Source organism: Sorangium sp. So ce362 (genome assembly GCF_051519845.1).
Lineage (GTDB): Bacteria > Myxococcota_A > Polyangia > Polyangiales > Polyangiaceae > Sorangium.
Window position 1 is genome coordinate 2,060,070 of record NZ_CP150332.1, and the last position, 23,556, is coordinate 2,083,625.

A 23,556-nucleotide genomic window follows, 5' to 3' on the forward strand; every position below is an offset into this window, starting at 1 on the left:
GGAGGCGAGCACCGCCGCGAGACTCGGGTCGTGCAGAGACGCCCGGGTCTCGCGTGCGGCGGGGTGCGCGTTTACTCGGTGAGGATGACTCCGCGGTCGGTCGCGTACTGCGTCCACGCGGCGGCGAGCTCGGCCGCCACCTCGGGATGAGCCGCGGACACGTCGTTGATCTCGCCGCGGTCGGTGGCCAGATCGTACAGCGTCCAGGCGCGCGGCGTCGGGCCATGAGGCGCGCTGAGCCACAGCAGCTTCCAGTTGTCGCGGATCACGTAGCGGTGGTTGCCGTGCTCCCAGATCAACCTCTCACCGGGCGCGCGCACGCTGGTCGCCCGATCTTCGAGCGCCGGCAGGATCGAGCGCCCGCTGATCGGCTCGACGGCCCTGTCCTTGTAGGTGCTCCCCGGATCGGGCACACCGGCCAGATCGAGCACGGTCGGCAGAAAATCGACAACGTGCGTGGTTCCGTCGAACTGCGGCCTGGCCTGGTGCTGTCCCGGCAGCCGTGCGATGGCCGGAACGGCGATGCCGCCTTCGGTCGTGTAGCTCTTCCACAGCCGGAACGGCGTGGCGCTCACCTCGGCCCAGCGGGGCCCGACGCCGATGTACGAACCCGGTCGACCGAGGTTCTCGAGCGTGTTCACCACCGGCCCGGAGCGGCTCGGGTCGCTGGCGGCGAAGCCCTCGCGATTGCCACCCTCCGCGCCGTTGTCGGACTGGAAGAAGATGAAGGTGTTCTCGTACTCGCCGACCCGCTTGAGGTACTGGATCAGCCTGCCGATGTTGGCGTCGAGGTTCTCGACCATGGCGGCGTAGATCTCCATGCGCCGCGCTTCGTAGATCCTCTCCTCCGGCCCGAGCTCTTCCCAGGTCTTCGGGTTGCTGCCGCCGCTCGGCAAGCGGGGATTCGGCGTGAACGATTCGGGGATGATGCCGCGGCTCTTGAGCCGCGCGAGGCGCTGCTCGCGGATGGCGTCGTAGCCCGCGTCGTAGCGGCCGCGGTACCTGTCGATGTACTCGGGCGGAGCCTGAAGCGGCCAGTGCGGCGTGGTGTACGTCGCGAACGCGAAGAACGGCTTGCCGTCGGCGCGGTTGCTCTCGATGTACTGGATGAGCTTGTCCGTGTAGAGCTCGGTCGCGTAGAAGTCGCGCGGCGGCTGCGTGTACACGCCGTCCTCGCGATAGAGCCGGGTCTGCGCGGACGTCGGCGGATCGGCGTACTCGTTGAAGAACGTCGCCACGCCGCCGAGCAGGACGTACGATTTCTCGAAGCCGCGCGCCGCCGGGCTCTGATCCTCCGCGTCGCCGAGGTGCCACTTGCCGGCGATGTACGTATGGTAACCGGCGTCTTTCAGGAGCTCGGCCACGGACAGCGCGTTGTCGGTCAGGTGGCCCTCGTAGCCGGGCTGCCCTGCTTGCGGTCCACTACCACCGCCCATGCGGCCCAGCCCGACGGAGTGGCTATAGGTGCCGGAGACCAGCATCGCGCGGGTCGGCGCGCACAGCGATCCGGAGCGGTGCCCGGTGAGGATGCGGCCTTCGGCGGCGAGTGTATCGAGGTTCGGGGTGGTGATCTCGCCGCCGAACGCGCCGAGGTCCGAGAAGCCCAGATCGTCGGCCACGATCGTGACGATGTTGGGCAACTCGGCGCCCGTGCCGCCCCCGCCCGCACCGCCGCCGCCCGCACCGCCGCCGCCCGCTGCACCGCCGGCCCCGGCAGCGCCGCCGGCCCCGCCAGCACCGCCGGCCCCGGCAGCACCTCCGTCCCCGCCCGCACCGCCGCCGCCCGCTGCGCCGCCGTCCCCGCCAGCACCGCCGGCCCCGCCCGCACCGCCGGCCCCGGCAGCGCCGCCCGAGCCCGCTGCACCGCCGGCCCCGGCAGCGCCGCCGGCGCCGCCCGTGGCGTTGCCGGTGCTGCTCGTGGAGCCACCCGACCCGCCGCTCGAGCTGCCGGTCTGACCGGCGCTGCCACCGCTGCCCGAGTCATCGTCGCTCTGGCAGCCGATCGGGCCGAGCAGCATGGCCAACAACCAGGGCCCGCTCGCGAGCGCCGAACCAATCCATCGGTGACGTTCGAAGAACCGCTTCATACCTGTCTCCTTGAGAGTGCTGGAAGCGCCGCATGCCGGAGTCGAACGTCGTCGGAAGCGAGGTTCCGCCGTCATCCCGGAGGGACGCCTCGGTTCGCGCACTGGCAAAAGCTCAGCGGGGCGCGCCACGAGAAGGGCGGCCTCTGACGGTGATGAGCCGCGTGGCTCGGCCGTCACGACGAACGGCAGCGTGACGCGTCGCCGTGGACGCGGGTGCGCTGCCTCGCTGTTCTCCTCGCCGCAGCTCGCGCCGCGGCGCATGCGGCTAACTACAGCAAGAACGACAGGTGCTCGTTCGGCAGCACGCGCCTGGGGCGCTCGAGTGAGCACCGAACGTTCGCGTGGCCACGAGGAAAGGATGCATTCGTCCGTTATAACAGATGCAGTGACGTTATGCAAGACAATTCTCGCGCCGCGGAGCCGTGGATCGACATGCTGAAGGCGCTGAGCGTCGACGAGCGACGGGTGGCCGCGCAGCTCGAGCTGCTGGGGCTGGTGCGCCGGTCCCGGATCGCGGCGGTTCGCCCCCGCGGAGCCGTCCTGCCCGTGTCCCGGACCCGGCTCGGCGGCCTGCGTCCGGTGCTCCTCGGGTGCCGGCGCGCTTGACTCCGACAGGCGGGGGTTCTATTACATTCGCGCATCTAGATACAGGGATACATGGGTCTTTCCGAGTACATCGAGACGCTGAACCTCCTCGGGGACGAGAGCCGGATACGGCTGTGCGTGCTCCTCCGCGAGCGCGAGCTGCGGGTGACGGATCTGGTTCGCGTGACGGGCATCGCGCAGTCGCGCGTCTCGACGCACCTCGGGCGGCTCCGCGAGGCAGGGTTCGTCCGGGACAGGCGTCAGGGGCCGCAGTCGTTCTATGCGCTCGCGGTCGATACCCTGCCCGGGACCGCGAAGGCCCTCCTCGATGAGGCCACGAAGTCGGCCGACCCGACCCTGGAAGGCGACAAGCGGCGCCTCCTGGAGCTCGACGCCGAGCGGCGCGGTGGCCTCCCGGAGTCCTTCGCCGGTGAGATGGAGAGGCACTACTCCCCGGGCCGCACGTGGCAGTCGCTCGCGGTCGGCCTCGCCGCATTGCTCCGCCTCGGCGACGTCCTCGACGTCGGCTCGGGCGACGGCGCGGCGGCCGGATCGCTCGCACCCTACTGCCGCTCGCTCACCTGCATCGACTCGAGCAGCCGGATGATCGAGGCCGCGAAAGAGCGATTCGCGACCCTGCCCCACGTCCGCGTCCAGGTCGCCGATGTCCACGATCTGCCGTTCCAGAAGGCCTCCTTCGACTCGGTCCTCGTGTTTCACACGCTGACCTACGCCGAGCAGCCGCCGCGGGCGCTGGAAGAGTGCGCACGCGTGCTCCGCCCGGGCGGACGGCTGGTGATCCTGTCGCTCGACGCGCACCAGCAGCGGGAGGTCACCGCGCCCTACGGCGAGCGCCACCCCGGCTTTTCGCCCTCCGACCTCCGCGCCATGCTCACCCGCGCGAGGCTCGATGTCGTCGTGGCCGACGTCGCCTGCCGCGAGGCGAAGAAGCCACATTTTCAGGTCGTGCTCGCCATCGCCGACAAGCCGACCCCGGGTCCCTCCAAGAGCGCCAAGCGAGGCTGATCAGGCCGTCCAACAACCCCACGCCTCCCCTTCATCCACTCCAGAAGCTCCTCCAGAGCCGCATCGCCATCATCGACGGGGCGATGGGGACGACCATCCGCACCTACGGGATGAAGGAAGCGGACATCCGGGGCAAGCGATTCGCGGATTCGAAGAAAGACCTGCTGAACAACGGTGATCTGTTCACGCTCACGCAGCCGGAGATGATCTGCGATATCCACCGGCGGTTCCTCGAGGCCGGCGCGGACATCATCGAGACAAACACCTTCGGCGCGACGAGCATCACCCAGAGCGAGTTCTTCGTGGACGACCCGCGGGAGCACGGCGGGCGGAAAGATCCCGCCTTCTATCAAGGGATCATCGACGACCCGTTCCTCAACGACCTCTCCTGGGAGATCAACGAACAGTCCGCGCGGCAGTGCCGCGAATGGGCGGATCGCGTGGCGAACGCCGACGGGCGGCAGCGGTTCGTCGCGGGCGCCATCGGCCCGCTCACCGTCTCCCTGTCCAACTCCCCGGACGCCGACGACTCCGGCTTCCGCGTCGTGACGTTCGATCAGGTGAAAGAGGCGTACGTCCACCAGATCCGCGCCTTGATCGCCGGCGGCTCCGACGTGCTGCTGGTCGAGACCATCTTCGACTCGCTCAACGCGAAGGCCGCGCTCGTCGCCATTCGAGAGGTGTTCGACAAGGACGGCAAGACCCTGCCGGTGATGATCTCGGCGGCGGTCGGGCGCGGCGGAGAGACGATGATCTCCGCGCAGACGGTCGAGGCGTTCTGGACCGCGGTGAAGCACGTGAACCCGCTCGCCGTCGGGCTGAACTGCTCGCTCGGCCCGGACCTGATGTATCCGTTCCTGTCCGAGCTCTCGGAGAAGTCCAGCGCCGCGATCTCCTGCTACCCGAACGCCGGCCTGCCCAACCCGCTCTCGCCCACGGGCTTCGATCTGGAGCCGCCGGACATGGTGATCGGCGGGGCGACGACCAGCAAGGCGCACACCGCCGTGAAGGTGGCCCCGCATTACAGCGAGCCGGTCGTGCATGTGGTCGACGCGAGCCGCGCCGTGCCCGTCACGACGAGCCTCCTGAGCGAGGAGGGCAAGCCGGCGTTCGTCGCCCAGCACCGCGCCGAGTACGAGAGGCTCCGGCAGATTCACAGGGCGCCGAAGCACAAGCTCGTCCCCCTCGAGGCCGCGCGCGCGAACCGGACGCGGATCGAGTGGCGCGCCGAGGACCTGCCGGTGCCCGAGTTCACCGGCGCGCGCGTGCTCGAGGATTTCCCGCTCGCCACCTTGCGCGAGTACATCGACTGGACGCCGTTCTTTCACACGTGGGAGCTGAAGGGCGTCTATCCGCGGATCCTGGAGCACGCCAAGTACGGCGAGCAAGCGCGCCAGCTCTTCTCCGAGGCGAACGCGCTGCTCGACAGGATCATCGAGGAGAAGCTGCTGACGGCGCGCGGCGTGTATGGCTTCTTCGCCGCGAGCGCCGTGGGCGACGACGTGGAGGTCTACGCGGACGGGACGCGCACGACGGTGCTCGAGCGGCTTCACTTCCTGCGCCAGCAGACGGCGAGGGAGAACGGCGAGCCGAACCGGTCGCTCGTGGATTTCATCGCGCCCAAGGAGACCGGCCTCCCGGACCACATCGCCGGCTTCGCGGTGACCTCCGGGATCGGCCTGAAGGAGCTGTGCGAGCGGTTCAGGGCGAGCTACGACGACTACAACGCCATCATGGCCGAGGCGATCGCGGATCGCCTGGCCGAGGCGTTCGCCGAGTGCCTGCACAAGCGGGTGCGCGACGAGTGGGGCTATGGCCGGCAGGAGGACCTGACCAAGAGCGAGCTCATCGAGGAGAAATACCGCGGCATCAGGCCCGCGGCGGGGTACCCTGCGTGCCCGGATCACACAGAGAAAGGCACGCTCTGGCGGCTGCTCGACGTCGAGAAGAACACCGGCATCCAGATCACCGAGTCGTTCGCGATGTGGCCCGGCTCAAGCGTGAGCGGCCTCTACTTCGCGCACCCGCAGGCCCGGTACTTCAGCCTGGGGAAGATCGATCGTGACCAGGTGGTCGACTACCACGTGCGCAAGGGCATGACCGTCGCGGACGTCGAGCGCTGGCTCGGCCAGAACCTCAACTACGACGCTTCGAGCTAGCACCTCTGGGCTCGAAAGGAGCTGACGGTTCAGGTCGAGCCGGGCCGCGCGTTTCATCCTCCGGGGTCGGCGGTCCCGCCGCCGTCCGTCCTACCCCGCGCGGCGAACAGGGCCTCTTCGCTCTGCGGGCGGCGGGGCAGCTCGGCATGACCTCGCCCGCCGGTGTGCAGCCCGAGCCCAGCGGCCTGCTCACCCGCGATCCCGGCCCTCCCGCGCAGCGCAGTTTGCACCGATCGACCCCGCCACACCGCCTGGCCCCGCGCTTGTATCCGCCTCTCGCGCAGTCCATCGGCGGGTCGGTTCGACCCGCGAGAGAGACCGGGGGGAGTTCATGGATCGGTCGGCGGGCGCGCCCCTCTGCGGGCGCCTCTCGCTGCGCCCGCTCGCCGAGCGGCCGCGGTGCAGCATCGTCATTCCCTGTTACAACGAGGAGCGCTACATCGAGGACGTCCTTCGCTGTGCTTTGGAGCAGCGTTATCCACCCGATCTTCTCGAGATCTTCGTCGTCGACGGCGGCTCGAGCGACAGGACGCGCGAGATCGTCGCCCGCGTCGCGGCGGAGGACCCGCGGGTGACGCTCCTCCACAACGCCGCCCGGATCCAGGCCGCGGGGATGAACCTCGGTATTCGCCGATCGCGAGGCGACGTGATCGTCCGGATGGACGCGCACGCCGACTACGCCGCCGACTACGTGGCCGCGTCGGTCGCCGCGCTCCGGAGGACCGGCGCGCTCAACGCGGGCGGCGCGGCGCGGCCGCGCCACCGGAACGGCTTTCAGCGGGCGCTCTGCGCTGCGCTCTCGAGCCCCCTCGGCGTGGGCGGCTCGGCCTACCGCGACCCGTCGCGCGAGGGATTCGTCGAGTCCGTCTTCAACGGCGCCTTCCGGCGCGAGGCGTTCGAGATCGCCGGCCTCTACGACCCGGCCGCGATCACCAACGAGGACGCCGAGCTCAACCAGCGCATCATCGAGGCCGGCGGCGCGGTGTACCTGTCCCGGGAGATCGTCGCGTACTACTATCCGCGATCGTCCCTCCCGGCGCTCGCGCGGCAGTATTTCGCCTACGGCAAGGGCCGCGCCCGCACGCTGCTCCGTCGCCGGAGGCTCCTGTCGCTCCGGCCGATGCTGCCGTTCTTCCTCGTGACGGCCCTCGCGTTGCTCGCGCTCGCGTCCGCGCTCCTGCCGTCCGTCCGCCCCGCGCTCGCGCTCGCGTCGCTCGCGTATGCCGCGCTCGTCATCGCGGCGTCGCTCCGGGTCGCGCTCCGCGCCTCGCCCCGCGATTTCCCCTTGATCTGCGCCATCTTCCCCACGTTGCACGCCGCGCACGGGCTCGGGTTCTGGGCCGGCCTGCTCCGCGGCGCGCGCGACCGCGCTGGACGGCGCGCGGAAGGCCGTCTGCCCACCTCGTGACGCGCGCGATCGGCGCGGCGATCGCCGGGCGCCGCGGCGCGCGCCGCCGGGGGGCGCGTTGATTGACAGCGCTCGCTTTGGTATGGTCGCGCGGTGAGCGTGCGCGGGATGTCGTTTGCCTCGTTCTCCTCGGTCGCCGCCGGGCTCATCGAGCTGTCCCGCTGGTGCCACGAGCGCGGCTGGACGCCGGCCACGAGCGGCAATTTTTCCGCCCGGCTCAGCGAAGACACCATCGCGATCACGGCGTCCGGGCGGCCCAAGGGCGCGCTCGGCCAGTCGGACATCGTGGTCGTCAACGCGGAAGGCCGCCTGACCGGACCGTCCGCGGGCCGCCCGTCGGCCGAGACGGCGCTGCACTGCCAGCTCTACCGGCGCTCCAGCGCGATCGGCGCCGTCGCGCACACCCACTCGCGGGCCGCGACGGTGCTCTCGCGCCGGTGCGCGCACGAGGGGTACGTGACCCTCGCGGGCTACGAGGTGGCGAAGGCGCTCTCCGGGGTGGCGACGCACGACCGCGCGGTGCTCCTCCCCGTCTTCGTCAACACGCAGGACATCCAGAAGCTGGCCGAGGACGTCGAAGCGTTCATGTCGGCGCACCCGCCGGTGCACGGCTACGTCATCGCCGGCCACGGGCTCTACACGTGGGGCTCGGACATCGCCGACACGATCCAGCATATCGAGGCGCTGGAGTTCATGCTCGACTGCGCGCTTCTGGAAGGGAGGATCTCATGAGCCTGCTGCGGGTTTACCGGGAGGACGATCCCACGAGGGCCGAGGAGCACACGACGTTCGAGGACATCGTCCGCGTCGCCGCCGCGTCGCAGATCCGCTTCGAACGCTGGGCCGCCGAGCGCCCGCTGCCGCCGTCGGCGGCGCCGGAGCAGGTGCTCGAGGCGTACGCCGGCCCGGTGAAGGAGCTCTCCGAGGCGTGCGGGTTCGTGACGGCGGACGTGATCTCGGTCTCGCCGAGCACCCCGAATCACGCGGAGATCCGGCGGAAGTTCCTGGACGAGCACATCCATTCCGAGGACGAGGCGCGCTTCTTCGTCGAGGGGCGAGGGCTGTTCTGCATCCATCAGGGGGAGCGCGTGCTCTCGTTCCTCGTCGAGAAGGGCGATCTCATCAGCGTTCCGGCCGGGACGCGGCACTGGTTCGACATGGGGCCGGCGCCCTCGTTCACCTGCATCCGGTGGTTCTCGGACCCGAGGGGGTGGGTCGCCGAGCACACCGGGTCGGACATCGCGTCGCGCTTCCCGCGGCTAGCGGCGTGAGCGTGGCGGCGATCCCTGCGCGCGCGGTGCTCGTCGATATCGAGGGGACCACGACCGACGTGCGCTTCGTCCACGACACGTTGTTCCCGGTGGCGCGCCGGGATCTGGCCGCGTACGTGTCGGCCCACGCCGGGAGCCCGGAGGTCGAGGCCGCCCGGAGCGCGGTGGCGCGCGAGCGGGGCGCGGGCGAGCAGGCGGTGAGCGACGGCGAGCTCGCGGCGGCGCTGCTCGCGTGGATCGACGAGGATCGCAAGGAGACCACGCTGAAGGCGCTGCAGGGGAAGATCTGGCGCAGCGCCTACGAGTCGGGGGGGCTCCGGAGCCACGTGTACGCGGACGTGGAGCCGGCGCTGCGGCGGTGGCGGGACCTCGGGGTGACGCTCGCCGTGTTCAGCTCCGGGTCGGTCGAGGCGCAGGAGCTGCTGTTCCGGCACACGACCTCGGGGGACCTGACAGGCCTCTTCACGGCGTTCTTCGACACGACGACCGGGCCGAAGCGGGAGGCGGGCGCTTACCAGCGGATCGCGGAGGCGCTCGGGCTGCCCCCGGGCGAGGTGCTGTTCCTGTCGGACGTCGTGGCCGAGCTCGACGCGGCGGCGGCGGCAGGGGTGCGCACGGTGCAGCTGATCCGGCCGGGGACGGCGCGGGAACCGGGGAGCCGGCATCCGGTGGCGGAGCGGTTCGACGAGATTGCGGTGGAGCCGGGGTAACGGGGGGCAAGCCTGGGGGGTGGGGGCATTTGCCCAGAGAGATGTCCCATGAAGGCGGGAAGGCGGGAAGATCTTGATGATTTCCTTCCCGCCTTCCCGCCTTCCCGCCTTCATGTTCAAATGACCCCATCACCCATGCCTGCGCTGTGCGACCGCCGCGAGACGGCGCTAGCCTCCCCGTATGTCCGTCATCCTTCCGGCAGTCCGGGCGCTGCAGCCCGAGCGCGCCACCCTCGCGGACTGGCTCGCCGAGCCCGACGATCGGGGAGCAGAGCTGCTCCACGGCCGGCTCGTCTACAAGGCGGTCCCGAGCCCGGAGCACGGACGCGCGCAGCGCAAGCTGGGCGCCCTCCTGGACGCGTTCGACGGCCGGACGGGCGAGGGCGGGCGGCCGGGCGGCTGGTGGCTCTCGACCGAGGTCGACCTCGAGCTCGCCGGCGAGGGGGTGCGGCCCGATCTCGCCGGCTGGCGGCGCGACCGCGTCCCCGCGCTCCCCAAGGCAGTCCCGGGCGGCGCGGTCGCCGAGCGCCCCGACTGGGTCGCCGAGGTGCTCTCTGCCTCGACCGCCGCCCGCGATCTCGGAGACAAGCGGACCATCTACCACGCGGCCGGCGTCGGCCATTACTGGGTCCTCGATCCGGCCAATCGGATCCTGATCGTCTATCGCTGGGCGCACGAAGGCTACCTGTTCACCCTGAGCGCCGGCGCGGGCGAGCCCGTGCGCGCGGAGCCGTTCGAGGCGCTGGAGCTCCGGGTCGGGCTCCTGTTCGGCGACGAGGACGAGCCGGAGGCAGGCGCCTCCCGGCCGTGACAGCGGGCGTGCTCAGCTGACCTCGAGCCGCCCGCGGGAGCGCCGGCGACATCCATCACAGCAGTCCGGCGCCGACCCAGAGCCCAGGCTCGTACGCCACGAGCGCGTCCACGTCGCCCGACGCGAGCAAGAGGAAGTTCACCGGAGAGAGACCGACGAACAGGTGCGGCGTGATCGGGAACTGTATCCCCCACGCGAAGCGGCCGCCGAAGGCGCCGACGCTCTCGAAGTAGGGTGAGTCGAAGAAGATGCGGTGATAGCCCGGCGTGATCCCGACCGACATCTCGACATGCGAGCCGACGCCCATCACGAGCCGGAGCGGGACGCCGACCGCAATCTGGTGGACGTCGGTCGTCGAGATGCTCCGGAGCTCGACGCCGATCTCGAAGCGGCGCGTCTTGCTCGAGGGGAGGCGCGCGACGACGTCGAGATCCACGGACATCCCGTCCTTGACCGCGAAGCGACCCGGGACGAAGTAGCCGGAGATCCCGAGCGAGAGCGCCATCCGGCGCGCGTTGGCCTCCGCCTGGTGGCCTGTCGCGGGCTGCTCGGCGGCGGGCTCCGGGGGCGTCTCCGGCGAGCGCCCAGGCGGCTGTGCGGCGGCCGCAGGCGAGGGCGGGGGAGACGCGGGGTATCCGCCCGCCGGGGGTGGCGCATGCGGATAGGGCGCGGGATACCCGCCTGGCGGGGGAGGCGGGTACGGATAGGGCGCCGGATACCCGCCTGCCGGTGGCGGCGGGTACGGGTAGGGCGCGGGGTATCCGCCTGCCGGGGTCGGCGCATGCGGATAGGGCGCGGGATACCCGCCTGGCGGGGGAGGCGGGTACGGGTAGGGCGCCGGATACCCGCCTGCCGGTGGCGGCGGGTACGGATAGGGCGCCGGTGCCGGCGGTGGGGTCGGGGCAGGCGGTGCCGAGCTCGCGGCCGCGGGCTTCGCTGTCGCGGGCGACGTGGGGCGCGACGGCTGGGCCGCGGCCTCGCCCGCGGCGAGGCTCAGCGACGCGAGCGCCATCAGCGCGGGGGCCGCGGCGGCAGCGCCGCGCGCGCCGCGGGCCCGGCGCGCGCGCAGGACGGCCGCCGCGAGGCCCAGCAAGAGCGCCAGCGAGACGAGCTGGCCGGTGCTGAGCCCCCCGTACACGCCGCGCCCGGCGTCCCCGCGGAGGAGCTCGATGAAGAACCGACCGGCGGCGTAGAGCGCGAGCCAGGTCCCGAACGCCCGGCCGTCCCGGTGCCCCCGGACGAGCCAGAGGGCGGCGATCGCGCTCGCCAGCACCCCGAGCGCCGCCTCGTAGAGCTGCGTGGCGTGCACGGGCAGGCTCGGCGCTCCCAGGGGCACCCAGCCGGCCGCAGCGTGGTCCGCCGCCGCGGGGCTGCCGGCGGGAAACCGGACGCCCAGCGCGCCCGCCGTGACGCGGCCGTAGTCGCACCCCGCGAGGAAGCACCCCGTGCGCACGCTGGCGTAGGTGATCCCGAGCCCGGGCACGAGCCGGTCGAGGAACGGGAGCACGGGCGCGCCGCGGCGGAGCAGGACCACGCCGGCGACGAGCACGCCCGCGATGAGGCCTCCGTACGCGGCCCGTCCGGCATGGAGCACCGGGCCCCACGAGCCCCGCGCGAGCGCCTCGGGCGCGGCGCGCAGCGCCTCGAAGACGTAGCCGCCGAGGAGCGCGGCGACGTAGCCGCCGAGGAGCGCGCGGCCCTCGACCCCGACGTCGCCCCGGTCCCGGCGCACAAGCCAGAAGAACGCCATCGACCCGAGGAGCCCCGCGACCGCGACCATCACCGCGTAGGTCGGCGAGAGCCACGGCGGCAGGCCGTGGCGCTGCAGCCAGAGCATCACCGCCCCGCTCACGCCCGCCTCCGGATGCGCAGCAGCATGTAGCCCGCGGGCATGAGCAGCCAGAACGCAGGGCCCAGGGGCCCGGGCGCGCCCGGGCGATCTCCTTGCAGGTCGCGCCGGCCGGCGCTCAGGCGGCAGGTCGTCGACGGATCACCGTCCTTGGCGTTCCTGCAGTCCTGGTTGCAATCGCTGCAGTTCTGGTTGCAATCGCTGCAGTTCTGGTTGCAATCGCTGCAGTTCTGGTTGCAGCCGGCGACGTCCTCGTTGCAGCCCGAGCAGCCGCCGCCGCAGCTGCCGCAGTCGCTCGAGCCGGTCGAGCCGCTCGGCGCGCTGGTCGGGAGGCCGGACGGCGCGGTCGGCTTGCCGTACTGGAGACAGCGGTCGAGCATGCCCATGCAGCCCGCGTCCGCGGCGAAGGCGAGCGCGCCGTCGCGGCCCGCGATCGGCAGCGCGGCGCACGCGCCGCTGCCCGCGGAGAGGACGCACTCCTTCACCCCCTCGATGCTCATCAGCGCGAGCACGCAGAGCGCCTCGGCGTTCAGCGCGTCGGCGTTGACCCACGCGCACTCCGCCTGCGCGTCGGCGAACTGCGGATCGGTGCGCTCGTGCTCGCAGGACCCGGCCAGGGCGCAGGTGCACACGTCCCGCACGCCGGCGGCGCACTCGGCGATCGAGCCGGGGAGGTGATACGGGTTGGCGCGCACCGACTTCGGCTCGATCCGGGGGAGCTCGGGCAGCGCGACGGCGCCGCCCGGGGGGCCGGCGGGCGGGGGCGCGTCCGAGGGCGAGAGGGCGCTCAGCGCGACAAGCCACGCGGCGTTGACGTACACCGCGCGATCCTGGGCGACCACGCCCGCCGGCAGCCCGGTGACGCGGATGAGGTCGCGCGCGCCCGCGCGCCGCGCGAGATCCGCCACGATCGCGCCGGCCCGGCCGTCGAGCGCCGCGTCCTCGAGCCCCGCGGTCTCCGGCGACGCCGGCTGCCCCGCGAGGACGGGCCGGGCGAGCGGCCCCTCGGACCCGCGCTCCGCCGCGAGGGAGCGGAGCACGAACCCCTCCGTGGACGGCTCGAGCGCGCCGAGGACGATCGCGTCCTCCCCGAGCTCCTCTCGCGCCGCGTCCGCGCTGCGGACCAGCGCCGGGACGCTCGCGATCTCGGCGCCGGGGATGGCCGTTTCCTCTTCCTGCGCGCGGTGCGCGTCCTCCAGCCGCACCGCGACGTCGTGGAGGGCCTCCTCGGGCAAGGCCGCCAGGACCTCCGGCGCGGCGCTCAGCGCGTCGCGCAGCGGCAGGCCCTCGTAAGGCGGCGTCTCGGCGCTGCACGCGCCGAGCGCGGAGATCGCGAGCAGCACAGCGGTACGGCGGATCGCGCTCTCGATGACGATGTTCGTTCGCATGCCCCCCAGCTCTCGCCTCCTGCGAGCCCGCGGAGCCTGACGGGAGTCGCCGTCCTTGCTGCGCGAGCGGGCGCGTCGCCGGTGAAGACACCGTCTCGAGGAGACCCGCAGAGACTGCCAGAACGAGAGGCGCTGGCCAAGGCCCATGCGGCGAGCGGAGAGGCGCGATGTCGCGAAGGCGAGAGGTCTTACGGCGGACGTCATCCGACATCAGGGGCGCTCGCCAGCGGGGTGAGACAGGGGTGCGCGCGCTCGGCCTTCTCTCCAGATCAGAGCCGCTCCCCGGAGCTCGTGCGCTCGTTAGCGGGGCTGATTGAGCTTCACATTCGCGCGTCAGAACCGCAGTGGACGGGTGTTCAGCGATTTCGCGACGTGCTGGGCCATGAATGCGCGAGAAACGCCGTCTATCGCGGCATTGTCGCGACGCGAGGGTACACCTCCCCCTTTCCCCCAGTGCAGTCGCAATGCTGGCCTGCTGCTCAGTTGAGCCAGCGCCCGAGCAAGGACAGCTCCGGGACGCGGAGGATACGTTCACGTCCTGGGCCTCGTAGCAGGCGTCCCGGAACGAGGATGAGCTCGCGGCGAAGCCAGGGCGCCGTCCAGCGCGAGAGCTCGGGGAAGCGCCGGAGCACGTACCGGCGCATCAGGTTGTGGGTGAGCAGCTTCAGGGTGAGCAGCTTCAGAAGGAGCATCGCGTGGTTCGCGGCGAAGGAATGGCTCGGAACCTGACCGCAGCCCCAGCCGTGCTTGAGGTCGCGGATCAGCACCTCGATGCCAGCCCGAGGGTCGTAGCGGGCGGCGACGTCCTCCGGCGCTTCGACCATCTCGTTGGTGAGGTAGACCTGGACGGTGTAGTCGAGATCGTCCCAGAGATAGATGTGCCTGGCGTACGTCCGGTCGAGCGTCCGGACGGCGATGACGCGGGCCTCGAGAGCTCCCCACTCGCCGCGGCGAAACGGGACCTCCGCGACCTGGCGGCGAGGCCGGCCGTCGGCGTCCCAGTCCACGGTCTTCCAGCGGGTGACCAGGGAGATCGCCCCTGCGAGATCGCGCGTGAGCCTGGGCTTGGTCAGGAAGAAGGCACCCTTGTAGGCGATGGCCCGGAGCAGGTGGGTGCAATCGCCGGCGGCGTCGATGCGCACGTACACGGCGGCCTCTGGGGCGGCGGCGCGGACGCGATCGAGGCAACTCTCGACGTAGGGCACATCGTCGTTACCGAAGCTCGTGTCTCCCGGCCGGAGACGGGCGCCGATGACGGTGTTGGTCTCGGCGATGCGGACGAGCAGCGGGTGATAGCTGGGCCTGCCTCGGTAGCGCGGATTCGGTCCGGGTCGGGCTCCTTCCTGCGAGCCGAACAGGGGCTCGACGGTGGTGTCCACGTCCAGATGGACGATGTCGGGCGGCGCCTCGGCGAGCGGAGCGAGGCCATGCTGGGCGAGCATCGTGTCGAGCGCGGCGAGCGCCTCGTCGTCGAAGCGGCCGAGGTCACGGTAGACCGTGTCGATGCTGGGCACGACGCCGCCGGCCAGATGCACGAAGAGCGGGTCGTTCGCCAAGGCCTCCAGGCCGAACACCCGTGCCTCGCCGGCCGCGGCGGCGTCGATGAGCAGCCGCATCTGGGCGGGCATGGGGTAGAGAACGCGGCTGTCGGGCTTGAGTCGGCCGAACGTGCGCCGGAGCTCGGCGTCGACACCGAGCTCACGGAGGAAGACTCCGAGGCCGACCAGCCCCGCCACGCCCGTAAGGGTCGTTTCCGTGGCGCGGATGTGCACCGCCCGCGGATCGGGACGGCGGATGCGAGCACGTCGAGGCGGGGTTGGTTTTGGCTTGCTTCGGCGGATGCGCCGTCGCACCTTCGAGGTGCTCGGCGTGCGCTTGCCTTGGGTCATAGCAAACGCAACGGCTGCGCACGCCGAGCCTTGTCTTCAAGGCGTTCCGTTTTGCCTTGTCAGTCTGCCAATATTTCTGAATGGCTCAGGACACGCGAAATCCAGGATAAATGTTCAGTGCGGCTACCCATTTCCGGAAAGGTTCGTCAACGAAATCTTCGGCAATTCGGGCTTTCCGGATACTGAATGGCATCCTGTCGAAGTTGCACGCGACATCATGCGCGCAGTGCTCACGGCAGTCGGTCGAAGCGACGTAGCGGACGTGCTATGATGGTTCACCGAATCCACTTCGGCGAGGTCGCCTTGCCGTTTGCTGGGCAGACGAGCTGCGGAGGTGCCCGTGGCGGCTCCCTCCACGCAGCGGCGGTCCGCGCTCATGATGGCGAGACGGAAAGCGCGGCGCGATGGTTGGAACCGGCAGCAGGTCGCGACCGTGGCGCGTCTCTCTGAGGAGGCCAGCGACCGGCTGCCACATCCGGTGGCCAGGGGATGCGGTCGGGCCGAGCCGCGCTGCCGCCCCTCGACGAGAGCCGGGCCTCCAAGAGCCGGGCCTCCCGATGGACCTCGAGCGAGAGATCGAACGCCCGGCTCACCCCCGCCTGCGCCGCCTTCGCCTCACGGTCCTACCGGCACCCTCCGTCTGTCCGCATGCGAAGGATGGACCTTCGGCGTCCGCTGGCGCATGCTAGGAGCATGCAAGCTTTCAAGATGCATGTGATGGTGGATGACACGGTCGTTCGTGCTCTGCCAGCCCTTTCGCCGCTCCGCGGTCAGCGCGTCGAGATCATCGCGCTCGGCGAGGCGCAGCCGCAGGCATCCGTCGCCCCGGTAGCAGGTGGCTTGCATGGACAAATCCAGCTCAAAGACGACTTCGACGCCCCTCTTCCTGACGACGTTCGGCGAGCATTCGAGGGAGACGGGCCTTGAAGTGGCTTCTCGATACGCACGTCGTGGTCTGGTTTGCCGCTCAGCCCGAACGCTTGAGGTCGGAGGTCGTGGATGCGCTCCAGGACCCCGGCGCGCAGATACTCCTATCGGTCGCCTCCTGGTGGGAGCTTGCGATCAAGCACGCCCTCGGACGCCTGGAGGGTAGCCTGCCGCCGGAGCAGCTTCGAGCGTGGTGGCTCAGCTATCCGACGGTGCGAGAGCTGGCCATTGAAGCGGCGCACGTTTGGACGGCGACATCCTATCCACTGCACCATCGCGACCCTTTCGATCGAATGCTGATGGCGCAAGCTCAGATGGAAGGTGCAACGCTGATCACTTCGGATGACATGCTGCGTGCCTACGCGGTGCCGATGCTCTGGGCGTGCAAATGATTGGCGGATGTCACAGGAGCGTTCTCTGAGCGGTTCCTGGGGGTCTCTATGATGTGATAGGAGATGGCCCAGCTACGCCCGCTGCCCTGCGTCGATACGGGTCTCGGTGCGGTCGGCGGTCGGATGGCTCTCGTTGCTCGATGACCGCTCGCGCGCAACAAGCTCAAGCCCAGGTCGCTCGTCCTGTCCGCCTCTTGACCGGGTAGGGGAGGGGCCGGCAATCCCGGGCGCAGGCCCTACGGCGAGAAGCGCCTCGTCTCGGCGGCGAAGCCGTCGCTGCCTCGGTTCGCCTTGTCGCGCGTCTCGTCCTCCACATCCGCGATGCCGCCCGGGCCCCCTGGGCCGATCTCGAACGCTACGCGATCCAGGGTGAGCTGCTCGTCGTCGGCATGGGCGATGCCGATCGACGGCCCGCCGGAGCCCCCGCCGCCGTAGCCGCCGACGCCGCCGCAGCCGCAGCCGCCGCCCGAGCCGCCCGACGCACCGCCCAGCGCCGCATTGCTGCAGGCGCTCCGGCCGCCCGGCGCGCCGCTGCCCCCGCCGCCCCCCTGGCCGGGCGCTCCCGTGCCGCCTTGGGCTCCGGGCACGCCTTCCCACCCGACCTCGGTGAGGCGCCCCCCCTGGCCGCCTGCGCCTGGCGCGCCCGGCGCGCCGTCTCCTCCACGGCGACCGTGCTCGCACGGGGCGCCGTCCTTCGCCCCCGCGCCGCCCACGTCACCGGCGTTCGGGGCCGGCAGCGGCCTCCCGTCCTCGCCATCGCCACCGCGGTCCGGGGTCCCGTCGCCCCCTTTGCCGCCGGTCGATATCAGGTCGCCGCACACGGTCGTCACGGCGCGCGTCGGTCACGGTGGCTGCCGAGCGAGCCTCCTTTCCGATCGCTCCTGTTACCCCATGCGATCGCAGTGCGTGCAAGTCGTCGCCGTCCCGCCTCCTCCACGTTCAGAACCGAACGGCGCTGCACCGCTCGCCGGCACCTCGTCCGCCGCTCGCTTGTGGTCGGAGAGGGCGCGTGGTACTCGCCTCGACACCTCGCTGTGTCGGTGAATGTGACCCGCCACGTTTCAGAGCGGGTGCGAAGGCGAAGCGAGCAACTCAAGGGGCGGAGGTGGTCGTGATGGCGAAGCGAGCAACTCAAGGGGCGGCGGCGGTCGTGCTTGTGGGGCTGGCCGGGTATGCTGTGGTTCCCGGATGCGTCATCCGGGTGGGCCCGGGGGATGGGGATGGGCATAGCTCCAGCAACGGGGACAGCGCCCCCGAGGGAGGCGCGGGCGGCAGCAGCTCCGTCGACGACGGCGCGGGCGGCGGCAGCCCCGTCGACGACGGCGGCGCGGGCGGCAGCCCGGAGGAGCAGCAGCTGGACGAGGAAGCCTATGCTCAGCTCGACCCGGAGGAGCTGGCGCTCGCCTCTGCCCTGGCCGGGAACATGACGTGCGCGTTGGCCGGCGCGGTCGAGGCCGCGCAGCTCGATCCGGCCACGATCGACGACGAGACCTTGATGGCGCTCCTGGAGCAGTACGCGCCGGGAGCGCGGGAGCAGGCGCGGGCATGGCTTTCGGGCACCGACCCGTCGACGCTCGCGTACACGGTGATGCCAAAGTACGAGTGCGAGGGAGACTACGGCTGCCAAATTCATCCACGGTGCCAGCAGGGCTACATACCTGCCGTGAATCATCGCTGTATCATCGACGACTGCGGGACAGCGAAGTGCCGTACATGCCCAGACGTCGTGAACGAGATCTTGCGGAATGTCGCGATACGGTCGTGGTGCTCTTACGTTTGCGTCCAGACCGGGACGTCGCCGCCCGAGGTCGTCGCCGTCGGTGCCGGCGCCATCTCGGCGCTCAGAAACATCTTCTTCGGACCTATCTGTGTCCCGTATCCGTGAGCAGGAGAGATGATGCCATGGAGCCCAATCAACCGAGAGAGCCGCGCACCATCCGCCGTACTTCGGACCGTGACAAGGAAGCGGAGGCCCTCGACAACGCCTTCTACCTGTTGCGTGAGATGACCTCGGCCCGCAGGCTGTCGACCCTCGTTCGACGACCGACGCGCTCGGAGGTCCTCGCGGCCCTCGACGACTACATCGCGTATTTCCCGCTCGAGCAACCACGCGAACGAGCGCGCGAGCTCCGGGGGGCGGTTCTCACCTGGAGAGAAGGCGAGGAGATCCCGCAGGTGGTCTACGAGGCAGCCTGGGGATTCATGCTCTCCGTCGGCATAAGGGAGCCCGCCTGCGGCTGGGAGAACGACGACGGTTACCAGGTCCGGGCGATCGACCGCGACACGGACGAAGCGGAGCCGCCGTCCAGAGCGGAGGGCGCGGGCGCGCCGCGCAGCTATGGAGATGATGCGTGGAAGAAGGCGGCGCAGCTGGCCCAGGCGGTCGCGGGCGCCGTGAACATCGCCGGCGCTCTCGCCTCGCCGTCGCTGTGGGCCGAGGCGACGTCGTGGCCGTCGCGAGAGCACATGGTCGAGCACCTGGACCAGCTCCTGTCCGCCTTCGGAACGGAGCTCGATCAACAGAGATTCACCGCGCCCGCCCGGAGGCTCCGCGCGCTGCTGTCGGCCTGGGAGCCGGGGCCCGAGATCCCCGCCGACATCTCCGAGGCCGCGCGCGATCTCCTCGCCGCGCTGGGAATTGAAGAGCCTCCCGGCGGGTGGGACGCGCCCGAGAGGCCGCTGGAAGGGCCGAGCAACGACAACGCATAAGGCCTGCTGGCCGGCTGCGCTTCACGTGACGCGAGTACACGACGCGCGGCGGACGTTCCCGCCGCGGGTAGCGTCCACAGCAGCGGCCGCCAACGCAGCGGCTGTGGTCCTGGGGCGAGGCATCGGAGAGGATATCCGCTCTAGCCGATGTGTGCATCCTCCACCCCTTGACGCCGGGTTGCTGCCGGAGGATCGGAACGGCTCGGAGGAATAGATGAAATATCGGGTAGCGATGAGGTTGAGCGCCCTCGTGCTGTGCGGGATACTTGTGACGGTGCTCGCTCCCGCATGTGACTTGAGTTACGACTGCGAAACGGTGGAGTCGGGAGGCGCAGGTGCTGGAATACCCACAGGCTCAGTAGGCGCAGGGGATTACCTTAGGAATGGAGAAGATGACAGGGAAGAAGATGTTGGTGATGTGTCGCAGACGTTGATGGCTGGATGCTCGCCATCAAAGGACTGCTATGACATGTTCGAAGACTGCGAGGATATTGGTGGAAGGTGCATTGTTGGATTCCCCGGCTGCGATATCCACGGCAGCAGCCCGTGTAGGACTTGCCTGGTCGCCTGCCTCGATGATAAGCCGTATCCACCGCAGTGTAACTGTAGACAATGTGGGTTTCGCTGATGAGCTGCTCGCTGCAGGATGCGGTCTATGTTGCGATAGGTAGAATCGCTCAATCGGAGCTCGGGAAGATTGCGTCTTCGGTTGTCGTAGAGGATGACAATCTCCTTCTTGGTCCGTCGAGCGTGGATCCAAAGCGTCATCGCGCCGTGCGCGCTCGACACTGGGGCGTCCAGCCATCTGCGGAGCTCGATGAAGATCTCGCTCGCAGCGACGGCAAGCCGCTCTGCGTGGTGCTGCCACCGACGATCCGCGGCCTGCTGAGCTTCTCCAGGATCTGTGCCTCCGTGGCTGAGCGAGAGCGACAAGTCTTTGCGATGGCTCTCAGTCCCGACGTGATGGTGGCGATGCCGCAAGGGCCTGATCCGGCGGAAGAAGTCTATGTCGATGTCGCGGACGCCCTGCAACGAGAGCCGTTTGTGGCTCAGTGTTCACAGCTTGAAATCGCGCTCGTCGCCACTCTGTGGAAGCTGTGGTGTCGCCGATCCCCCGTTGCGATATCCAGATTTTGCGCATCTGGTGGCACGTTCCACCCGCAGCTTGCGAACCTTGGGCGCTATCATGCAGGCTACTTCCCGAGACTGACTGTCCAGGGCCTGATGCTGTCTCGGTTTGACGACCTTCTCTTGCGGCAGCTTTCCAGCGATTGGATTGCGCCGGTCAAGGTGTTTTCCAACGGGATGCGGGCGAAGTCCGGCCTGCACGCCTGGCTCTCACACGTCGGCGATTTCTACGTGTCTGGACGACTGTTGGCGTGGTCCCGCCATGGCCGCGGACGCATCATTGAGTGCCAGGAGCACCCGGAAAAGTCGTCTGAATTGAGTAGATGGTCCTTTCGATGGCACGCGGGAGGCGAAAAGATACTGGAACAGCTGCCGAGCTTGCAAGTCGCACCACCGGTGTCCGTCGGAGGTGCTGTCGCGTATGACGATGATCGCGCCTGGGTATGTCGCTTTGATGTACGAGGTACGCCTTACGTCACTCGGCTCGCCCCGGCGGACGGTGCGGTCGGCGGTCGAACGGCTCTCGGGGCGCGGTGACCGCTCGCGCGCAACAAGCTCAAGCCCAGGTCGCTCGTCCTGTCCGCCTCTTGACCAGGTAGGGGAGGGGCCGGCGAGCCCGCGCGCTTACCTACGGCGAGAAGCGCATCGTCTCGGCGGCGAAGCCGTCGCTGCCTCGGTTCGCCTTGTCGTGCGTCTCGTCCTCGACATCCGCGATGCCGCCCGGGCCCCCTGGGCCGATCTCGAACGTGACGCGATCTAGGCTGAGCTGCTCGTCGTCGGCATGGGCGATGCCGATCGAGGGCCCGCCGGAGCCCCCGCCGCCGTAGCCGTCCGTGCCGCTCCCGCCGCCGTAGCCTCCTCGGCAGGCGTACTCGCCCCCCATGGCCGGCGCCCGCCCCGGCGGGCCTCCGCGGTGGACGTTCCCGCCGCGGAGAGCGTCCAACGGGAGCGTCTTTCAACGCAGCGGCTGGTCCTGGAGTGACATCCGCGGCGAGGAGGATGCGCATCGCGCTCGGACCGAGCTCCGCGAGCATCGAGCTCACCCGGAACCAGAGGCCGAGGAGCAAGCTCTCGCGCGCCTTGATGGCGGCGAGGAGCCTCAGCGCGTCCGATCGCTCACGTCGGTGCGGAGCGCCCAAACCGCGTGCTCGCGCGCGCCGCTCACGTCCCCGCGCCGGAGGAGCACGTGCCCCATGAGGACGAGCGCGTCGGCGTGCTCAGGCTCGGCCTCCAGCGCGGCGCGCGCCCAGCGCTCGGCGTCGTCGACGCGGCCGCGCACGAGGTGCGCATCGCCGAGGGCGACGAGCGTCTCGACGTCCTCCGGGGCCAGATCGCGCGCCTGGGTCAGGAGCTCGACGGCGCGATCGTCGCGATCTGGGTACCGCGATCGAGCGCGCTCACCGATTTCACCCGCGCAAAGCGCCCCGCGGTGCTCACGCCGACCGAGGTGAGCGCTCTCCTGGATCGCATGACCGGCGTTCCGCGACGCATGGCCTCCCTCCTCCACGGCGCCGGTCTCCGTCTGCTTGAATGCGCCGAGCTCCGGGTGAAGGGCCTCGACCTCGATCGCCGCGAGAGCCTCGTTCGCGACGGCAAGGGCGGGAAGGATCGAATCACGAGGCTGCCGCGCCGCCTCGTCCCCCCGCTCCGCGATCACCTCACCGCCGTGCGCGCCCAGCACGCCGCCGATGTCGCGGCCGGCGCCGGCTGGCTGGCCCTCCGCGACGCCCTGGACCGCAGGTATCCGAACGCCGGCCGGGAATGTCCCTGGCCATGGGTCTTTCCCGCGACGCGCCCCTATCGCGACAGGGAGACAGGTCAGCTCCGGCGGCATCCTCTGCACGAGACCGTGCTCCAGCGCGCGGCGCGGGAAGCCGCCCTCGCCGCCGGTCGATCGAGGCGCGCGAACTGCCACACCCTGCGTCACGCCATCGCCATGCACCTGCTGGAAGCCGGCTACGACATCCGCACGATCCAGGAATTCCTCGGCCATCGCGACGTGAGCACGACGAGGATCTACACCCACGTGCTGAACCGCGGCAGCCTGGCCGTCCGCAGCCCCCTCGAGGGCCCCTTCGGTCCGAGGTGGTGAACGGACCGGTAGGTGTCCGGCAATCTCCCGATGAGGCGGCCGCGTCGTGTCATCCAGGCGCGACGCGGCACGACGCCTCCGGCTGGGCGTCGGCCGCGCCCCTCCAGGCGCCCCGGCCCCCCGGAAAGACGGCGGCTGTCGCGGGTGTTAGACGGATCTACCCTATGGCGCTGGACAGCATTTGGGCCTTGCGGGGCAGCGCCGATCCGTGAGATTTTCCGTGGTGGAGGGCACAAAAAGGCGACGATCTAGACAGACCTGGTCCGGCGGCTTCGGTTGACCAATCGACTGATCGTTCGGCGGAGAGCTACCCGGGATCCTTGACGCAGCGCACAGCAACGAAACGGAACTACCATGCCGACTTCCACGTTTGCCTCTCGAATTCGTGGCACTGTCCCTCAAGGACGACTTGCTGTAGCTCGCGAACTCGCCGCGGAGGGCATGCCGTTCGACCTCCAACTCCACGCAGACGTACGACGCAGGCTCGCTACGTTCCACAGTGGGAATCTCTTCTACAAGTGCATTGTGGCGGCGTCCGAATGGGCGGGCTTTGTGCGCGACGAGCCCACGTGGCCGGCCGACGCCATGCGGTTCCTCGACACTCGGGCACCCCATATCAAGATGCAGTACAAGCGCGGATATCGTCCGAATGCAAACCCCATCGCCTATCTCGAATCATGGGGCGCGGTTTTGGACGAGCCCAAGGTGCCCGCTCCTCCCGACGGTACGACGAACGCGCATGGCTTGGTCCGCTTCCACCAAGACGCATTCACCGCCCTGAAGGTGCTCGATTGGAAACACGAGCGCTCGTGGCTCGGGCCGTGGACCTTCCACGGCGCTTTCAAGATCTATGTGCTCCACGAGCAGCGCCTCTGGTCGGATGCCAACATTGACGCCGTAACCATGCCAATGGGCGGTGTCGCGGGCGGGTACTCGTTCGAGGCGGGATGGGATGTACTCGTCGGTCTTGGTGTCGTTTCTGCCCTCCCCGACGCACACACCTTTGCCGATAAGATGGCTGTCGCGGATCAGGCGCACGCTGAGGTGCAGGCCCTGGCCGGGCTCGCAGGTTCACGCGCGATCCACGTCAACTCCGGAATCTACTTGCTTGGATCCAAATGACCG

Annotated in this window: 21 protein-coding genes and 1 pseudogene; 15 read left to right on the forward strand and 7 right to left on the reverse strand. The window is 70.0% G+C overall.

What is annotated here, in order from left to right; translation table 11 throughout:
• Positions 1-71: 71 nt before the first annotated feature.
• On the reverse strand, positions 72-2,087 hold the full coding sequence (locus tag WMF17_RS08205; RefSeq protein ID WP_437648843.1) for an arylsulfatase: 2,016 nt from the start codon (positions 2,085-2,087) through the stop codon (positions 72-74).
• A 393-nt stretch (positions 2,088-2,480) separates the two neighbouring features.
• Between WMF17_RS08205 and WMF17_RS08210 the strand changes: the two genes are divergently transcribed.
• From WMF17_RS08210 to WMF17_RS08245, 8 genes are all read left to right on the forward strand, one after another.
• Complete coding sequence (locus WMF17_RS08210; RefSeq protein WP_437601418.1) at positions 2,481-2,693, forward strand: hypothetical protein; 213 nt, start codon at positions 2,481-2,483, stop codon at positions 2,691-2,693.
• Between the two features lie 51 nt (positions 2,694-2,744).
• A complete protein-coding gene (locus WMF17_RS08215) occupies positions 2,745-3,698 on the forward strand; it encodes an ArsR/SmtB family transcription factor (protein WP_437601419.1) in 954 nt (317 codons plus the stop codon).
• Positions 3,698-5,857 carry a vitamin B12 dependent-methionine synthase activation domain-containing protein gene (locus WMF17_RS08220; protein ID WP_437604225.1) on the forward strand — a complete coding sequence of 720 codons (2,160 nt, stop codon included), beginning with the start codon at positions 3,698-3,700 and terminating at the stop codon, positions 5,855-5,857. The genes WMF17_RS08215 and WMF17_RS08220 overlap by 1 nt, the downstream gene beginning before the upstream one ends.
• Before the next feature lie 331 nt (positions 5,858-6,188).
• Positions 6,189-7,265: a glycosyltransferase family 2 protein gene (locus WMF17_RS08225; RefSeq protein ID WP_437601420.1), complete on the forward strand. Its 1,077-nt coding sequence runs from the start codon at positions 6,189-6,191 to the stop codon at positions 7,263-7,265.
• Between the two features lie 93 nt (positions 7,266-7,358).
• Positions 7,359-7,997 carry a methylthioribulose 1-phosphate dehydratase gene (locus WMF17_RS08230; RefSeq protein WP_437601422.1) on the forward strand — a complete coding sequence of 213 codons (639 nt, stop codon included), beginning with the start codon at positions 7,359-7,361 and terminating at the stop codon, positions 7,995-7,997.
• The gene (locus WMF17_RS08235) at positions 7,994-8,536 is read left to right on the forward strand and encodes a 1,2-dihydroxy-3-keto-5-methylthiopentene dioxygenase (RefSeq protein ID WP_437601423.1); all 543 of its coding nucleotides are present in this window, start codon (positions 7,994-7,996) and stop codon (positions 8,534-8,536) included. The genes WMF17_RS08230 and WMF17_RS08235 overlap by 4 nt, the downstream gene beginning before the upstream one ends.
• A 2-nt stretch (positions 8,537-8,538) precedes the next feature.
• Positions 8,539-9,246, forward strand: coding sequence for an acireductone synthase (gene mtnC / locus WMF17_RS08240; protein WP_437601424.1), 708 nt, complete (start codon positions 8,539-8,541; stop codon positions 9,244-9,246).
• A gap of 181 nt (positions 9,247-9,427) precedes the next feature.
• Complete coding sequence (locus tag WMF17_RS08245) at positions 9,428-10,057, forward strand: Uma2 family endonuclease (protein ID WP_437601425.1); 630 nt, start codon at positions 9,428-9,430, stop codon at positions 10,055-10,057.
• Positions 10,058-10,112: 55 nt separating this feature from the next.
• Here WMF17_RS08245 and WMF17_RS08250 read toward each other — a convergent pair whose 3' ends face one another.
• From WMF17_RS08250 to WMF17_RS08260, 3 genes are all read right to left on the reverse strand, one after another.
• Positions 10,113-11,909, reverse strand: coding sequence for a prolipoprotein diacylglyceryl transferase (locus WMF17_RS08250; protein ID WP_437648844.1), 1,797 nt, complete (start codon positions 11,907-11,909; stop codon positions 10,113-10,115).
• Positions 11,906-13,294 (reverse strand): hypothetical protein, encoded by a 1,389-nt coding sequence (locus tag WMF17_RS08255; protein WP_437648845.1) that lies wholly within the window; start codon positions 13,292-13,294, stop codon positions 11,906-11,908. The genes WMF17_RS08250 and WMF17_RS08255 overlap by 4 nt, the downstream gene beginning before the upstream one ends.
• Before the next feature lie 479 nt (positions 13,295-13,773).
• A complete protein-coding gene (locus tag WMF17_RS08260; protein ID WP_437648846.1) occupies positions 13,774-15,183 on the reverse strand; it encodes an IS1380 family transposase in 1,410 nt (469 codons plus the stop codon).
• 693 nt (positions 15,184-15,876) lie between these two features.
• Here WMF17_RS08260 and WMF17_RS08265 point away from each other — a divergent pair.
• Both WMF17_RS08265 and WMF17_RS08270 read left to right on the forward strand, forming a co-directional pair.
• Positions 15,877-16,110, forward strand: coding sequence for a hypothetical protein (locus WMF17_RS08265; RefSeq protein ID WP_437648847.1), 234 nt, complete (start codon positions 15,877-15,879; stop codon positions 16,108-16,110).
• Complete coding sequence (locus tag WMF17_RS08270; RefSeq protein WP_437648848.1) at positions 16,107-16,502, forward strand: type II toxin-antitoxin system VapC family toxin; 396 nt, start codon at positions 16,107-16,109, stop codon at positions 16,500-16,502. Before WMF17_RS08265 ends, WMF17_RS08270 begins: the two co-directional genes overlap by 4 nt.
• Before the next feature lie 236 nt (positions 16,503-16,738).
• Here WMF17_RS08270 and WMF17_RS08275 read toward each other — a convergent pair whose 3' ends face one another.
• On the reverse strand, positions 16,739-17,332 hold the full coding sequence (locus WMF17_RS08275) for a hypothetical protein (RefSeq protein ID WP_437648849.1): 594 nt from the start codon (positions 17,330-17,332) through the stop codon (positions 16,739-16,741).
• 284 nt (positions 17,333-17,616) lie between these two features.
• Here WMF17_RS08275 and WMF17_RS08280 point away from each other — a divergent pair, with 284 nt between their 5' ends.
• The 3 genes from WMF17_RS08280 to WMF17_RS08290 all read left to right on the forward strand — a co-directional run bounded on the left by WMF17_RS08280 (position 17,617) and on the right by WMF17_RS08290 (position 20,876).
• Positions 17,617-18,387 carry a hypothetical protein gene (locus tag WMF17_RS08280; RefSeq protein WP_437648850.1) on the forward strand — a complete coding sequence of 257 codons (771 nt, stop codon included), beginning with the start codon at positions 17,617-17,619 and terminating at the stop codon, positions 18,385-18,387.
• A 17-nt stretch (positions 18,388-18,404) separates the two neighbouring features.
• Entirely contained in the window at positions 18,405-19,211 is an 807-nt protein-coding gene (locus WMF17_RS08285; RefSeq protein WP_437648851.1) for a hypothetical protein, read from the forward strand.
• Positions 19,212-19,823: 612 nt separating this feature from the next.
• A complete protein-coding gene (locus tag WMF17_RS08290; RefSeq protein ID WP_437648852.1) occupies positions 19,824-20,876 on the forward strand; it encodes a hypothetical protein in 1,053 nt (350 codons plus the stop codon).
• A gap of 91 nt (positions 20,877-20,967) precedes the next feature.
• Here WMF17_RS08290 and WMF17_RS08295 read toward each other — a convergent pair whose 3' ends face one another.
• Both WMF17_RS08295 and WMF17_RS08300 read right to left on the reverse strand, forming a co-directional pair.
• Complete coding sequence (locus WMF17_RS08295; protein ID WP_437648853.1) at positions 20,968-21,282, reverse strand: hypothetical protein; 315 nt, start codon at positions 21,280-21,282, stop codon at positions 20,968-20,970.
• 156 nt (positions 21,283-21,438) lie between these two features.
• Positions 21,439-21,645, reverse strand: a pseudogene (locus WMF17_RS08300) (tetratricopeptide repeat protein); the annotation flags it as partial.
• Between WMF17_RS08300 and WMF17_RS08305 the strand changes: the two are divergent.
• A complete protein-coding gene (locus WMF17_RS08305) occupies positions 21,553-22,431 on the forward strand; it encodes an integron integrase (protein WP_437651311.1) in 879 nt (292 codons plus the stop codon). The pseudogene WMF17_RS08300 and the gene WMF17_RS08305 overlap by 93 nt on opposite strands.
• Before the next feature lie 525 nt (positions 22,432-22,956).
• Positions 22,957-23,553 carry a hypothetical protein gene (locus WMF17_RS08310; protein WP_437648854.1) on the forward strand — a complete coding sequence of 199 codons (597 nt, stop codon included), beginning with the start codon at positions 22,957-22,959 and terminating at the stop codon, positions 23,551-23,553.
• Positions 23,554-23,556 lie beyond the last annotated feature (3 nt).